Below are 12,704 nucleotides of genomic sequence, written 5' to 3' on the forward strand. Positions count from 1 at the left end.
CGACCATGGCTTTTTGCGGGCACCGGCCGGGCGGCCGGCGGCAGGTCAGGCGTGGAGGTGGGCGCGCAGGGCGGCGATCTGGGCCGGGCCGACGCGGCAGCAGCCGCCGATCAGCCGGGCGCCGGCCGCCTGCCAGGCGGTGGCCAGCGCCGGGGCGAAGGCGGGCGTGCCCTCGAAGCGGCGGGCGGCGGCGTTCCACTGCTCACCGCTGTTCGGGTAGGCCACGGCCGGCTTGCCGGTGACCGCGACCGCCAGCTCGACCGCGGGCAGCACGTCCTGCGGCGCGCAGCAGTTGACGCCCACCGCGACCACCTCCTCCCGGCCCGCCGCCAGCGCGAAGGCCTCGGCCAGCGGCTGCCCGGCGCGGGTCAGCCCGCCCTCGACGGTGTAGCTCAGCCACACCGGCAGGCCCGTGGGCGCCGCCGCCCGCAGCATCGCCTCGGCCTCGTCGATGTCCGGCACCGTCTCCAGTGCCAGCACGTCCGGGCCCTCGGCCGCCGCGGCCTCGATCCTCGGCCGGTGGAAGGCGGTCAGCTCCCGCACCGACTTCCCGTACCGCCCGCGGTATTCGCTGCCGTCGGCCAGCACCGCGCCGTACGGCCCGACCGACGCGGCCACCCGCACCCCCGGCCGGGCAGCCGCCGCCCGCCGGGCGAGGGTCACGCTGCTGCGCAGCAGGGCGGTCGCCTCGCTCCTGCCGATGCCCCGGCGGGCGAAGCCCTCGTAGCCGGCCTGGTAGCCCGAGGTGATCAGCACCTGCGCGCCGGCCCGCGCATAGGCGGTGTGGGCGGCCAGGATCTGCTCCGGGTCGTCGGCGAGCAGCCGGGCCGTCCACAGCGCGTCGGACAGGTCGCAGCCCTGGTCGGCGAGTTGGTTGGACAGCCCGCCGTCCAGCACCAGGGCGGACCCCGCCGCCGGCAGCCGCCAGCGCCGCCCGGCGGGGCCGGGCGGAACGGCGGGCGGCGGCGAGGACCGCGGCGGCATGCCTCAGCCCAGCTGCGGCGCGACCTGGGAGGCGATCAGCTCCAGGTGCTCCAGGTCGCTGAGGTCCAGCGTCTGGAGGTAGAAGCGGGTGGCGCCCAGCTCCGCGTAGCGCCCGATCTTCTCCACGACCTCCGCGGGCGATCCCGCCAGCCCGTTCTCCTTCAGCTCGTCCACCTCGCGGCCGATCACCGCCGCCCGGCGGGCCACCTCCGCGTCGTCCTTGCCGACGCACACCACCAGCGCGTTGGAGTACGTCATGCTCTGCGCCGGACGCCCGGCCGCCGCCACCGCCTCCCGGACCCGGCCGAACTGCGTACCGGTCGCGTCGAGCCCGTTGAAGGGCACGTTGAACTCGTCGGCATAGCGCGCCGCGAGCTCCGGGGTGCGCTTGGCGCCCATGCCGCCGATCAGCACCGGCACCTTGGCCTGCGCCGGCTTCGGCAGCGCCGGGGAGTCCTTGAGCTGGTAGAACTCGCCGTCGAAGTCGAACGTCTCGCCGACCGGGGTCGCCCACAGGCCGGTGATCACCGCGAGCTGCTCGGCCAGCCGGCCGAACTTCTCCTTCGGGAACGGGATGCCGTACGCGGTGTGCTCCGCCTCGAACCAGCCGGCGCCGAGGCCGAACTCGACACGACCGCCCGACATCGCGTCCACCTGCGCGACCTGGATCGCGAGCACTCCCGGCAGCCGGAAGGTGCCGGCCGTCATCAGCGTGCCGAGCTTGATCCTGCTGGTCTCCCGGGCCAGGCCCGCCAGTGTGATCCACGCGTCCGTCGGGCCCGGAAGGCCCGCGCCGCCCATCGTCAGATAGTGGTCGGAACGGAAGAAGGCGTCGAAGCCGAGCTCCTCCGTGGCCTTGGCGACCTTGAGCAGCGTGTCGTAGTCGGCCCCCTGCTGGGGCTCGGTGAAGATTCGCAGATCCATTCCCCCATCCTGCACTCTGCGCGCGCCACCACGTCAAACGCCACATGACGACTCCCCCGCGCCCGGGCCGCCCGCGACCCGCTCGCCCCGCGCCAGCGCCCGCACCTGCTCGCGGGCCTCGTCCACCGCGTCCAGCGCCTCCACGCAGGACCAATACGCCCCTTCGTGCTGCTCGGCCCTGGCCAGGGCGACCAGCGCCTGGTGGAGCTCGCCCAGCAGCACCCGCAGCGCCCGCAGCGTCCCCGCCGGATCGCGTACCGAGGTCAGCCGGGCGGCCCGCGGCGGGCCGGCGCCCGGGGCCGTGAGCAGCGGCGCCGCCCGGCGCCGGCGCGGCTCCTCCGCCGAGTCCAGCAGCCGGGCCACCGCCTCGACCAGCTCGCCCGCCTGCCATGCCTCCTCGATGACGTCCTCGGGCCGCGGCGCCTCGCGCATCACCCGTTCGCACTCCGCCACCAGCCGTGCCGCGTCCATCTCCGGCGCACCCCCTCGTGAGCGGCGATGGTGACCCTCACCACCTGCCGACATCACCCAGCGTGACAGATCGCGCACGCGCCGCGAAAGGGACTTCCTGCCGCCTGTGGATAACTTCCCGCCCGTGCAGACGGCGGAGCGTCCCGCCGCGCGCCGGCGGGGGCCCTTACCCCGCCGGCGCGGCCCCCGGCCGGGGAAAGCGCCGCTCGTTCCGGTCGATCTTCGCCGCCAGCGCGGCGAGCACGTCCACCTCCAGCACCGCGCAGAACTGGAGCAGGTACGCCAGCACGTCGGCGACCTCGTCGCGGACCCGGTGGGCCGACTCCGGGTCGGCCATCACCGCCGCCGCCTGCTCGGGGGTCAGCCACTGGAAGATCTCCAGCAGTTCGGCCGCCTCGACGCTCAGCGCGGCGGCGAGGTTCTTGGGGGTGTGGAAGGGCTGCCAGTCACGGGCCGCCGCGAAGTCGACGAGGCGGCGCTGCAGTCCCGCGAGGTCCAGTTGCTGTCCGGTCACCCGGACTGGTCTACCGCATCGCCGCCCGCGCCGGCCCCCAGCCCGTCGGACTCACCGCCGAGCCGGGTGAGCGTCACCCCGCCCAGCCCCGCCGCGCACGCCGCGTCCTGCACCGTGCCCAGCAGCCGGATGTGGCCGCGGCCCGCGGCCACCCCGGCGAGCCGCAGCAGCTCCCGTACCTGCCCGCGGTCCAGGCCCAGGTCGAGCCCGTCGCCCAGCACGGTGAGCACCTGCCCGGCCGGCAGCAGCTCCGTACTGGTGTCGACGTCCAGCACGCCCGGGCCGGTGAGCAGCACCAGCGCCAGTGCCACGAAGCGCAGTTCGCCGTCGCCGAGCCGGTCGACCGGCAGCATGCCGAGCGGCCCGCGGTCGACCGCCGCGATGACCGCCTCCAACGGCGCCCGCCCGTCGCCCTGCGGCAGCGTGGCGGGCAGTACCGTCAGCCCTGCGACGGGCCCGCTGCACACCGCCCGTACCGCCTGGACCAGCGCGGCGTGCCGTGTGCCGCACTCGCCCTCGGTCCTGGCCAGCACCGCCGAGAGGTTGTCGCAGGCGGCGCGCAGCCGGCCGTCGCCGCGCGGGACCGGCGCGCGCATGTGCTCGGGCCGCGGGGCGACGGGGAAGACGCCGCGCAGCGCCACCACCAGCTGCTCGGCCGCGGCGAGCACCAGCCGCTGCCCGGCCGTGCGCCCGGCGACCCGCAGCGGCAGCAGCGCGCTGGCCAGCACGTCGTCGGGCAGCGGGGCGCGGGTCACCGCGACCTCGCCGCCGGTGTGCCAGGCGGCCTGGACGGTGGGGCGCGCGGGGTCGCGCAGCGCGGTCGCCAGCAGCGTCTCGCCGGCGCCGGTGAGCCGTTCGCCGACGACCCGCAGCGTCGGCTCCACCTGCACCGCGACGTCCAGCCGGACCGGGCCGACCGGGCCGGTCACCGTGCAGCCGATACGCAGGCCGCGCCGCCCCTGCGCGTCCGGCCGGGCGGACTGCGGCACGCACGCCGCGGCCCCGCCGCGCACCCCGGTACCGAACGCCTCGGCCAGGTGCGCGCCGCACGCGAGCCGGCCGAGCGCGGCGAGCCCTTCGAGCACGCTGGACTTGCCCGTGCCGCTGCCGCCGGTGAGCAGGGTGAGCGGGCCGAGTGCGAAGGCGGCCCCGCGGTGCGACTTGAAGGCGGACAGCCGCAGTTCGGTGACGGTGGGGCGGACGTCGGGCCGGTCGTGGCCCGCTTCCCTCAGCGGCTGGATGCTCATGGCCGCGAAGGTAGCCAGCGGTTGCCCTGCCGAACCGTTCCGGCATGCAGGCGTTACCCGAACGAGGGACATGGAGGGTGTTCTCCGGGCAGCGGGCCGTCCCGCTACCGTATGGGCGTGACCACCATGAGGTACGTGGCGCTGCTGCGCGGGATCAACGTCGGGGGCCGGGCGAAGGTCCCGATGCAGACGCTGCGCGACCTGCTGGCCGGTCTCGGCGCGAGCGATGTGCGCACGCATCTGCAGAGCGGCAACGCGGTGCTCTCGCACGGCGAGGAGGACCCGGACGTGCTGGCGGAGGGCCTGCACCGGGCGCTGGCCGCGGAGTTGGGCCTGGACGTGACGTGCATGGTGCGTACGGCCCGGGATCTGCGGCGGGTGGTGGAGGGCAACCCCTTCGACATGACCGGTGTCGACGGCTCGCGCTTCCTGGTGGTCTTCCTCGCCGGCCCGGCGCCCCTGGACCGCCTCGCGGGAATCGACCGGATCGCGTACGCCCCGGACGACTTCCGGGCCGGCGAGCGGGAGATCTACGCCCACTTCCCCGACTCCATCCGCAACTCCAAGCTCGCCGCGCAGCTCACCGACCGGCGGCTGGGCGTGGCCGCCACCGCCCGCAACTGGAACACGGTGACCAAGCTCCTTGAGCTGAGCGGCAGTTGAGCAGCAGGGCCGTGCGGCAGGAGGTAGGCGGTGGGCGGCAGGTCGGTGGGCGATAGCCCCTGGGGGCCCCGGATAAGTAGTCCGTAATCAGCCAATCGCCACCACGTACGTAATTCCACTGATGCGCGGACGCCGCCCGTCCGGGGACTGTGAGAGCGGAGCACGACCGCAAGACTGTTCCCCTATCGCATGAGGTGTCGATGCGTTACGAGCTACTGGGTCCGCTACGGGTGGCGAACGGCCAGGACCACTTCACCCTCAGCGCGCCGAAGATGGAGACCCTGCTCGCCCTGCTGCTCACCAGCGCGGGGCAGAGCGTCACCAAGGACCACCTGATCACGGAGTTGTGGGGGGCGAGGCCGCCGCGGCGGGCGGCGGCGGCCGTCCATGTGTACATCTCGCAGTTGCGCAAGTTCCTGGTCTCGGCCGGGGACAGCGAGGGACGGGCCATCGTCACGACCCCCGCGGGCTACCTATTGCGGCGCGGCGGCGCCGAGTTGGACGTCGACGACTTCCAGGCGGCCGTGCGGGTCGGCCGGGAGCATCTGCACGCCGGGCGGCACGAGCGGGCCGCCGCGGAGTTCGACCTCGCCCTCGCGCTGGTGCGCGGGCCGGTGCTGGCCGGCACGGCGGAGGGCACGGCGCTGGCGGCGTTCGCGACCTGGGTCGAGGAGGAACGGCTGGCGTGCCTGGAACTGCTGGTGGAGGCGCGGATCGCGCTGGGCCGGCACCGCGAGGTGATCAGCCTGCTGTCGTCGCTGACGGCGCAGTATCCGCTGCGCGAGTCCTTCTACCGGCAGTTGATGCTGGTGCTCTACCGCTCGGAGCGGCAGGCCGAGGCGTTGCAGGTCTACCGGTCGGCGCAGCGGGTGCTGCGCAGTGAGCTGGGCCTTGAGCCGTGCCGCTCGCTGCGCCGGATGCACCAGGCGATCCTGACCTCGGACCGCTACCTCGACCTGTCGCTGGCGGGCTGACGGTGACCGGGCCCACGGTACGGGCGGGCGCCGGCTGGCTGCGGACGCTGCGGCCCGCGGGTCCCGGCGCCACCGCGCGGCTGGTGTGCTTCGCGCACGCGGGCGGCGCCGCCGGTTACTGGCAGCCGCTCGCCGATGCGCTGCCGGGCCGGGTGGAGGTGCTGGCCGTGCAGTATCCGGGCCGGCAGGACCGGCACCGGGAGCCCGCCGTGGAGGACCTGCACGCGCTGGCGGCGCGGGTCGCCGACGTGCTGCGGGACAGCGTGGGCGGGGCCGAGGCGCCCTGGGCGTTCCTCGGGCACAGCATGGGCGCGTCGGTGGCGTACGAGACGGCCGCGCTGCTGGGCGGCGCCGGGCCGCGGGTGCTGTTCGTCTCCGGGCGCCGGGCCCCCTCGCGCCCGCGGCGCACCGCGGAGTCCTTCCGCGACGACCGGGCGCTGCTGGACAAGGTACGTAGGCTCGGCGGTACGGCCGCCCGGCTGCTGGACGACGCGGACGTGCAGGAGCTGATCCTGCCGGCGCTGCGGGCCGACTACCGCGCGGTCGCCGCCTATACGGGCACGCCCGGCGCGCCGCTCTCCTGTCCGGTCGTGGCGCTGACCGGCGACAGCGACTCCGAGGCGTCGCTCGCCGACGTCTCGGCGTGGCGGCAGCACACCACGGGCCCCTTCGACCTGCGGGTCTTCCCCGGCGGGCACTTCTTCCTCGCCGACCACTGGGCGGCCGTGGCGCAACTGGTCGCCTCGCGCCTGCCGGCCGCCCGGGTGTGACGCCGCCACCGCCAGAAGGGCCGCGCGCAGCGCCGCGACCGCGGGCAGCCCGCCGCCACGGTGCCGGGCCCGGCGCCGGGTCAGCCCGCCGCCATCAGCCGTACCAGCGCGGCCTTGGAGTCCACCCCCAACTTGGTGTAGATACGCGCCAGATGGACGTCCACCGTGCGCGGGCTGATGTGCAGCCGCTCGGCGACGTCCTTGGTCTTGAAGCCCTGCCCGGCGAGCCCGGCGACCTCGCGTTCGCGCGAGGTGAGGTCGGCCAGCAGCGTGCCGGCGCCGTCCCGGCCGGCCTCGGCGCGGGCGGTGCGGGCCAGTTGGCGGGCCCGGACGCCGGCCGGGGTGTCGGCGCCGAGCAGGTCGACGGCGTCCTCGTACGTACGGGCCGCGGTGTCGTGCCGGCGGCGGTGGGTCAGCAGATGGCCGCGGGCCAGCAGGGCGTGGCCGCTCTGCTCGGGCAGGCCGGTGCTGGCGGCGGACTCGCCGGCGTGGCCGACCCACTCCTCGATGTCGGCGTCCTGCGCGCCGCTGAGCAGCGCGGCGGCGGCGAGGAGTTCGTAGCCGCGTGCGGCGAGCACCGGGACCGGCTCGGAGACCCGCCAGGCCGCCCCCGTCGGCGCCAGCAGCGCGAGCGCGCTCGCCCCGTCGCCGCAGGCCAGCGCGGCCTCGGCGTGCAGCAGCGAGTTCAGCGGGGTGCGCGGCACCTCGGGGGTCGGCCCGGTGCCGGCGCGGCGGCGGGCGGCGCTGCCGCCGAGCTGGGCCAGGGCGGCGGAGATGACGGCCTCGGCGAGGCCGACCTGGTCGGCGCGGCCGACGGCCCGGCCGGTGCTGCGGGCCTCCTGGGCGGCGTCGAGGGCGTCGGCCATCCGCCCGGACTGGTAGTGGGCGTAGGCCAGGGTGTTGAGCAGCGGCGCCAGCAGGTGCGTGTCGCGGTTCTCCCGCACCGCGGGCACGGCCCGCTCGACGTGGCCGAGGGACGCGCCGTGCCAGCCCATCAGGGCCTCGGCCCAGCCGAGGACGAGCAGATGCTCGGCCAGGTGCGGGGCGGGGACGCCCTCGACGCCGTCGAGGATCTCCGCGGCGGCGCCCAGCCGGACCTCGGCGGCGCAGGTGTCGCCGGTGAGGACGGCGCACAGCCCTTGCAGCGCGAGCGCGCCCGCGGAGGTGACAGGGTCGGCGTGCCGGGTGCCGCGCATGAGCGCCTCGACGTCGGAGCGGGTCGGCAGGGAGCCGCCGATGACCTGCACGAGCTGCATGTGCAGCTGGAGCAGCGCCTCCTCGTCCGGGTCGGCGTCGGGCGGCAGCCGTACGAGGTGGCCCGCGATCAGGTCGCGGGCCTCCTCGGGGCGGCCGAGGCCGGCGTGCACGGTGGCCAGGAAGGCGACGTCGGCGCACGGCGCGCCGCACCCCTGGCCGGGCACGCCGAGGTAGGCCCGGCTCACCGCCCGGACCCGGTCGGCGGCGCCCTGCGCGGCCAGCGCCCGTACCACCGAGCGCCACAGCCCGCGCAGGGCGGGCGCGGCGGGGCCGGCGAGCCGCAGCGTCACCGACAGCCAGTGCGCGGCCTCGGCGGGGCGCCCGAGGTGCAGGGCGGCGCGGGCGGCGCCGGCCAGGACGTCGGCCTCGGCGTCGGAGACACCGGCGCCGGCGCGTTCGATGTGCGGGGCGAGTTCGAGGGGCTGCGCGCCGGCCGCGGCGAGCCGCACGGCGGCCCTGCGGTGGGCGGTGCCGCGCCAGCAGCCGTCGGCCTCGGCGTACAGGCCGCGGCGCAGCAGCGGGTGCCGGAAGACGAGTTGGCCGGGTTCCGCGCCGTTGCGGACGAGGTCGCGGGCACGCAGTCGGCCGATGGCGCGGCAGGCGTCGTCGCGGTCGACGCCGGCGACCTCGGCGACGCCGTCGACGTCGAAGGGGTCGCCGAGGACGGCGGCGGCGTGCAGGACGGCGCGTTCGGTGGCGTTCAGCCGGGCGGTCTCGGTGAACAGCCGGGCAGTCAGGGTGGGCGGGGCGCCGGCGAACGGGCCGTCGTGGCCGCCGAGCCGGGCGGTCTCGGCGAGGGTGCCCAGGTAGAGGGGGTTGCCCTCGGCCCGGCGGTGCAGGGCCGCCAACTCATCGACGCCGCCCGCCCATTGGAGCACCGCGGCGCTCTGCGAGAGGGTCAGCGGGTCAAGCCGGACGACGTCGACGGCGGCGAGTTCGGCGCCGCGTTCCAGGACGGCGCGCAGTTCCGCGGGGCTCTGCCGGGGGCGGTGCGCGACCACGACCGCGGGCTGGCCGGTGAGCGGCCAGCGCACCAGCATGTCGAGGAGCTCGACGGTGCCGAGGTCGGCCCAGTGGGCGTCGTCGAGGACGAGCAGCAGGCCGCCGCCGGTGGTGGCGACGCATGCACTGAGCAGCTTGCGCAGTTCGGCGAAGAAGCGGCAGCGGCTGGTGAATTGGGCGGGCTCGGTGCCGTCGGGCGGGGTGGCGAGCGCGCGGATCAGCTCGGGGAGGGCCTGCGGGGCGTCGTCGGTCCAGTTGCCGAACGCCTCGATGAGCGGCTGGAAGGGCAGGTGCGCGGTCGCCTCGGCGCAGGTGCCGCGCAGCACGGTCACCCCGCGGTCGCGGGCCTGCTGCGAAAGGGCGGTCAGCAGCCGGGACTTGCCGGTGCCCGGGTCGCCACCGACCTCGGCGAAGCCGCCCCGGCACGCCGCGGCCTGCTCCAACACGGCGAGCAGGCGGTGGAGTTCGCCGTCCCGGACGGTGAACGGCGCGGAAGATCGTATTCGGGTCGTGGTGGTGGCCAACGCAGCGGTCTCCTTCCCCCCGTCCCGCTGCGCGCGGTCTTCAGGGTACGAGGACCCGAGACGGCGCACGGGAACGCTTCGACTCGCCCAAGAGTACGTAACAGGTTCCGCACAGGGCAGCACGTAACAGCAGCTTCATACGCCTTTCATGGCAGACAGGGTATGGGAGGCGGCCGGAAAGGGCCGACCGGAGCCCTTAGGCCAGCTTTAGAGGGCCGGGTGAGGCTGGCGTTCCGCCGACCGGAACGAGGAGCCCGCCCGTGAGCCTGTCCCCTTCCGACCCCGTGACCGACGCCGCGGTGTGGCGTTTCCCCGTCGGCGACGGGCAGCGGCTGCATGTCGTCCTGGCCACCGGTGAGTTGGTGTTCCGGGCGCAGGACCTGTTCGTGGGCGGCGCTCCCGGCCGCGAGGTGCGGGTGGTGCGCGAATACCGGGCGAGCGGCAAGTCCCCAGAAGGCGAGCCGGGGTTCGGGCCGGGCTGGGCGCTGCGAGGAGCCGGCGGGGCCGGGTCGGAGGCGCTGCGGGACGAGGACGGCCTAGTCGTCGCGCTGCTGGACCCGCTGGAGCTGCCCGCGGCCCGCTACGCCTACGACGTGGACGGCACGCTCGCCCGGCACACCGACGCCACCGGCCACGTCACCGGCTACCGGTGGGACGAGGGGGGCCGGCTGGCGGCGGTCGTGCCGCCCGAGGGCGGCCCGGTGGAGGTGCGCTACACCGCGTCGGGCGCGGTCGCGGAGGTCGCCTGGCAGGGCCTCGGGGGCCGCGCGGCGGTCGGTTTCGGCTACGCGCCGGGCCGCACCACGGTGACGGACCCGCTGGGCCGGGTCACGGTCCACGAGTCCGACGCGGAGGGCCGGCCGCTGGCGGTGACCGGCCCGGCGGGCGGCGTGCGCCGCTGGACGTGGGACGAGCACGGCCAGCCGGCGTCCGTCACCGACGCCACCGGCCACACCGTCCGCTTCACGCGCGACGCGCAGGGCCGGCTCACCGCGCTGACGCTCCCGACGTCGGCGCGCTCCACCGCGCGCTACGACGACCCCGCCCACCCCGCGCTGCCCACCGCGCTGCACGACCCGGCGGGCAGCGCCCTGCTGCTGGCCTACGACGAGCGCGGCCGGCTGGTGCGCACCGCGGCGCCCGGCCGCGAGACCCCGCTCGACACCCGCGCCTACGACCCCGGCAGCGGCCGGCCGGCCGCCCTCACCGACGGCAACGGCCGTACCACGTCCTTCGGTTACGACGGCGCGGGCCGGCTCACCACCGTCACCCCGCCCGCGCCGCTCGGCCGCACCTCCTACGCCTACGACGCGCTGTCCCGCGTCACCGCCGTGACCGACGGCGCCGGGCGCCGCACCGGCTACCGGCACGACGCGGCCGGCCGGCTCACCGAGGTGACCGACGAGGACGCGGGACAGGTGCTGCTGAGCCTCGCGTACGACGGGCTGGGCCGGGTGGTGCGCAAGGCCGCCGCGGGCTGGCGCTACGACTTCACGTGGGTGCGCACCGCCGCCGGCAGCCGGCTGGCGACCGCGGTACGCACCGAGGGCGCCGCGCGCGAGGAGGTGCGGCTGGCGTACGACGCCTCGGGCGCGCCGCTGTCGCTCACCACGGCGGGCGGCACGACCCGGTACGCCTACGACGCCGCGGGCGCCCTGGAGTCCGTCACGGGCCCCTCCGGGCGCGCCGTGCGGTTCGCCCACGACGCCGCGGGCCGGCTTACCCGGCTCGACGTGGGCGGCGCGGTGCAGGAGATCGACCACGACGCGGCGGGCCGCCGCACCTCCCTGGTGGTGCGCGGCGCGGACGGTGCGGAGCTCTTCCGCGCGGCCTATGGCTACGCCGCGCCGGACGGCACCGACACCGACGTGCTGCGTACGGCGACGGTCGACGGCGAGACCACGGCGTACGGCTACGACGCCCTGAAGCGGCTCGCCCGCGCCGGCGACGTCACGTACGCCTACGACGCCGCCCACCACATCGTGCGGCTCGGCGAGGTCGGCTTCACCCTCAACGACGCCGGCCAGGTGGTGCGGTTCGGGCAGACCGAGTTCGGCTACGACGGCGCCGGGAACTTCACCGACGAGGTCAACCCGACCGGCTCGTTCAGCTACAGCCCCACCAACCAGACGCTCACCGGCGTCTTCGGCGGGCAGTTGGTGGCCGACATGCGCTACGACGCGCTCGGCCAGGAGCAGCCGCGGCGGATCACCGAGACCGCGCTGGACGGCCGCACCGTCACCCATGTGCTGACCTACTCCCCGCTCGGCATCGTGCGGGTCCTCGACGACGGGGTGCCCACCGAGGTGGTACGCGCCCCCGACGGCACGCTGCTGGCGGTGCTCACCGCCGAGGGCCGGCACTACTGGGCGGTCACCGACCAGCAGGGCTCGGTGCTGGCGCTGCTGGACGAGGACGGCACGGTCGCCGCCCGCTACCGCCACACCCCGCACGGCGCCGTGACACCGTCCGGCGACGCCGCCGCGGCGAACCCGTTCCGCTACCGGGGCGGCTACCAACTGCTGCGCAGCGCCCACCTGCTGGACCACCACTTCTACAACGGCTACTGGGGCCGCTTCACGCAGCCCGACCCGACGCGGCGCAACTACGCGCCCTACACCTTCAGCGACAACGACCCCGTCAACTCCGGTACGTGGACCCGGCACGGCCTGTGGACGGTGCTCGCCACCGGCGACGGCCGGGAGGGCTTCTTCCCCCGGCCGCCCGCGCCGGCCACGCCCGCCGGCGGCCCCGTCTTCGACGTGACCGGCCCCGGTGTGCTGCCCGACCGGCAGCCGCTGATCGCCGGGCCGACCCCGCGGCGCGACCCGCACACCGACTGATCCCCCCACGCCCCGATCCCCCCACCGCAGCACCCCTCGCACCCCCACCGCAGCACACGAGACCCCGCGACCCCGCGATCCCGCGACCAGGAAAGGACCCACCGTGGCTGACCAGATCACCCTGCGCGTGCCCAAGGAGATCGTCGTCAAGGTCGTCGACGACGTGACGAACCTCGCGGACCCGCAGATCGGGCAGGGCGGCACCTTCGACGACGAGCTGTACGACGAGGGCGGCAAGCTGATCGGCACCGCCCACGGCACCTTCACCATCCGCTACATACGCCCCGGCGACAACGGCCTGCTCAGCTGGTACTCCGAGGACATCACGCTGGAGGACGGCACCATCCACGCCGAGGGCTGGGCGGACTTCAACGACGTGAAGACCAGCAAGTGGGTCTTCTACCCCGCCGTCGGCACCAGCGGCCGTTACGAGGGCCTGACCGGCTTCCGCTCCTGGCGGATGACCGGGGTGCGGGCGTCCGCCGAGGCGCGGATCCTGCTCGCCGACTGACCACGGCCGCGGCATGCGGC

General features: G+C 75.8%; 11 protein-coding genes. 5 read left to right on the forward strand and 6 right to left on the reverse strand.

What is annotated here, in order from left to right; genetic code table 11:
- Positions 1–45: 45 nt before the first annotated feature.
- The 5 genes from mmuM to HCN08_RS17505 form a co-directional block, all read right to left on the reverse strand.
- Complete coding sequence (gene mmuM / locus HCN08_RS17485; protein ID WP_167984045.1) at positions 46–984, reverse strand: homocysteine S-methyltransferase; 939 nt, start codon at positions 982–984, stop codon at positions 46–48.
- 3 nt (positions 985–987) lie between these two features.
- Positions 988–1,908 (reverse strand): LLM class F420-dependent oxidoreductase, encoded by a 921-nt coding sequence (locus HCN08_RS17490; protein WP_167984046.1) that lies wholly within the window; start codon positions 1,906–1,908, stop codon positions 988–990.
- Between the two features lie 33 nt (positions 1,909–1,941).
- The gene (locus HCN08_RS17495) at positions 1,942–2,379 is read right to left on the reverse strand and encodes a DUF6099 family protein (protein ID WP_167984047.1); all 438 of its coding nucleotides are present in this window, start codon (positions 2,377–2,379) and stop codon (positions 1,942–1,944) included.
- Positions 2,380–2,545: 166 nt separating this feature from the next.
- Entirely contained in the window at positions 2,546–2,893 is a 348-nt protein-coding gene (locus tag HCN08_RS17500; RefSeq protein WP_167984048.1) for a nucleotide pyrophosphohydrolase, read from the reverse strand.
- Positions 2,890–4,140 (reverse strand): AAA family ATPase, encoded by a 1,251-nt coding sequence (locus tag HCN08_RS17505; RefSeq protein WP_167984049.1) that lies wholly within the window; start codon positions 4,138–4,140, stop codon positions 2,890–2,892. Before HCN08_RS17505 ends, HCN08_RS17500 begins: the two co-directional genes overlap by 4 nt.
- 126 nt (positions 4,141–4,266) lie before the next feature.
- Between HCN08_RS17505 and HCN08_RS17510 the strand changes: the two genes are divergently transcribed.
- The 3 genes from HCN08_RS17510 to HCN08_RS17520 all read left to right on the forward strand — a co-directional run bounded on the left by HCN08_RS17510 (position 4,267) and on the right by HCN08_RS17520 (position 6,547).
- Entirely contained in the window at positions 4,267–4,803 is a 537-nt protein-coding gene (locus tag HCN08_RS17510; protein ID WP_167984136.1) for a DUF1697 domain-containing protein, read from the forward strand.
- 200 nt (positions 4,804–5,003) lie between these two features.
- The gene (locus tag HCN08_RS17515; protein WP_167984050.1) at positions 5,004–5,777 is read left to right on the forward strand and encodes an AfsR/SARP family transcriptional regulator; all 774 of its coding nucleotides are present in this window, start codon (positions 5,004–5,006) and stop codon (positions 5,775–5,777) included.
- Positions 5,778–5,779: 2 nt separating this feature from the next.
- Positions 5,780–6,547, forward strand: coding sequence for a thioesterase II family protein (locus HCN08_RS17520; RefSeq protein WP_167984051.1), 768 nt, complete (start codon positions 5,780–5,782; stop codon positions 6,545–6,547).
- An 80-nt stretch (positions 6,548–6,627) separates the two neighbouring features.
- On the opposite strand, the gene HCN08_RS17525 is transcribed toward HCN08_RS17520, so the two are convergent.
- Positions 6,628–9,330 (reverse strand): helix-turn-helix transcriptional regulator, encoded by a 2,703-nt coding sequence (locus tag HCN08_RS17525; protein ID WP_167984052.1) that lies wholly within the window; start codon positions 9,328–9,330, stop codon positions 6,628–6,630.
- 260 nt (positions 9,331–9,590) lie between these two features.
- Here HCN08_RS17525 and HCN08_RS17530 point away from each other — a divergent pair, with 260 nt between their 5' ends.
- Both HCN08_RS17530 and HCN08_RS17535 read left to right on the forward strand, forming a co-directional pair.
- Positions 9,591–12,173 carry an RHS repeat protein gene (locus HCN08_RS17530; RefSeq protein ID WP_322974505.1) on the forward strand — a complete coding sequence of 861 codons (2,583 nt, stop codon included), beginning with the start codon at positions 9,591–9,593 and terminating at the stop codon, positions 12,171–12,173.
- A gap of 103 nt (positions 12,174–12,276) precedes the next feature.
- On the forward strand, positions 12,277–12,684 hold the full coding sequence (locus tag HCN08_RS17535; RefSeq protein WP_167984053.1) for an allene oxide cyclase barrel-like domain-containing protein: 408 nt from the start codon (positions 12,277–12,279) through the stop codon (positions 12,682–12,684).
- Positions 12,685–12,704: the final 20 nt, after the last annotated feature.

The organism is Actinacidiphila epipremni (assembly GCF_012034175.1).
GTDB lineage: Bacteria > Actinomycetota > Actinomycetes > Streptomycetales > Streptomycetaceae > Actinacidiphila > Actinacidiphila epipremni.

Excerpts from the sequence above, each read along its gene's own strand:
- mmuM (WP_167984045.1), bottom strand. The coding sequence starts at position 984 with ATGCCGCCGCGGTCCTCGCCGCCGCCCGCCGTTCCGCCCGGCCCCGCC.
- HCN08_RS17490 (WP_167984046.1), bottom strand. The coding sequence starts at position 1,908 with ATGGATCTGCGAATCTTCACCGAGCCCCAGCAGGGGGCCGACTACGAC.
- HCN08_RS17495 (WP_167984047.1), bottom strand. The coding sequence starts at position 2,379 with ATGGACGCGGCACGGCTGGTGGCGGAGTGCGAACGGGTGATGCGCGAG.
- HCN08_RS17505 (WP_167984049.1), bottom strand. The coding sequence starts at position 4,140 with ATGAGCATCCAGCCGCTGAGGGAAGCGGGCCACGACCGGCCCGACGTC.
- HCN08_RS17510 (WP_167984136.1), top strand. The coding sequence starts at position 4,267 with ATGAGGTACGTGGCGCTGCTGCGCGGGATCAACGTCGGGGGCCGGGCG.
- HCN08_RS17515 (WP_167984050.1), top strand. The coding sequence starts at position 5,004 with ATGCGTTACGAGCTACTGGGTCCGCTACGGGTGGCGAACGGCCAGGAC.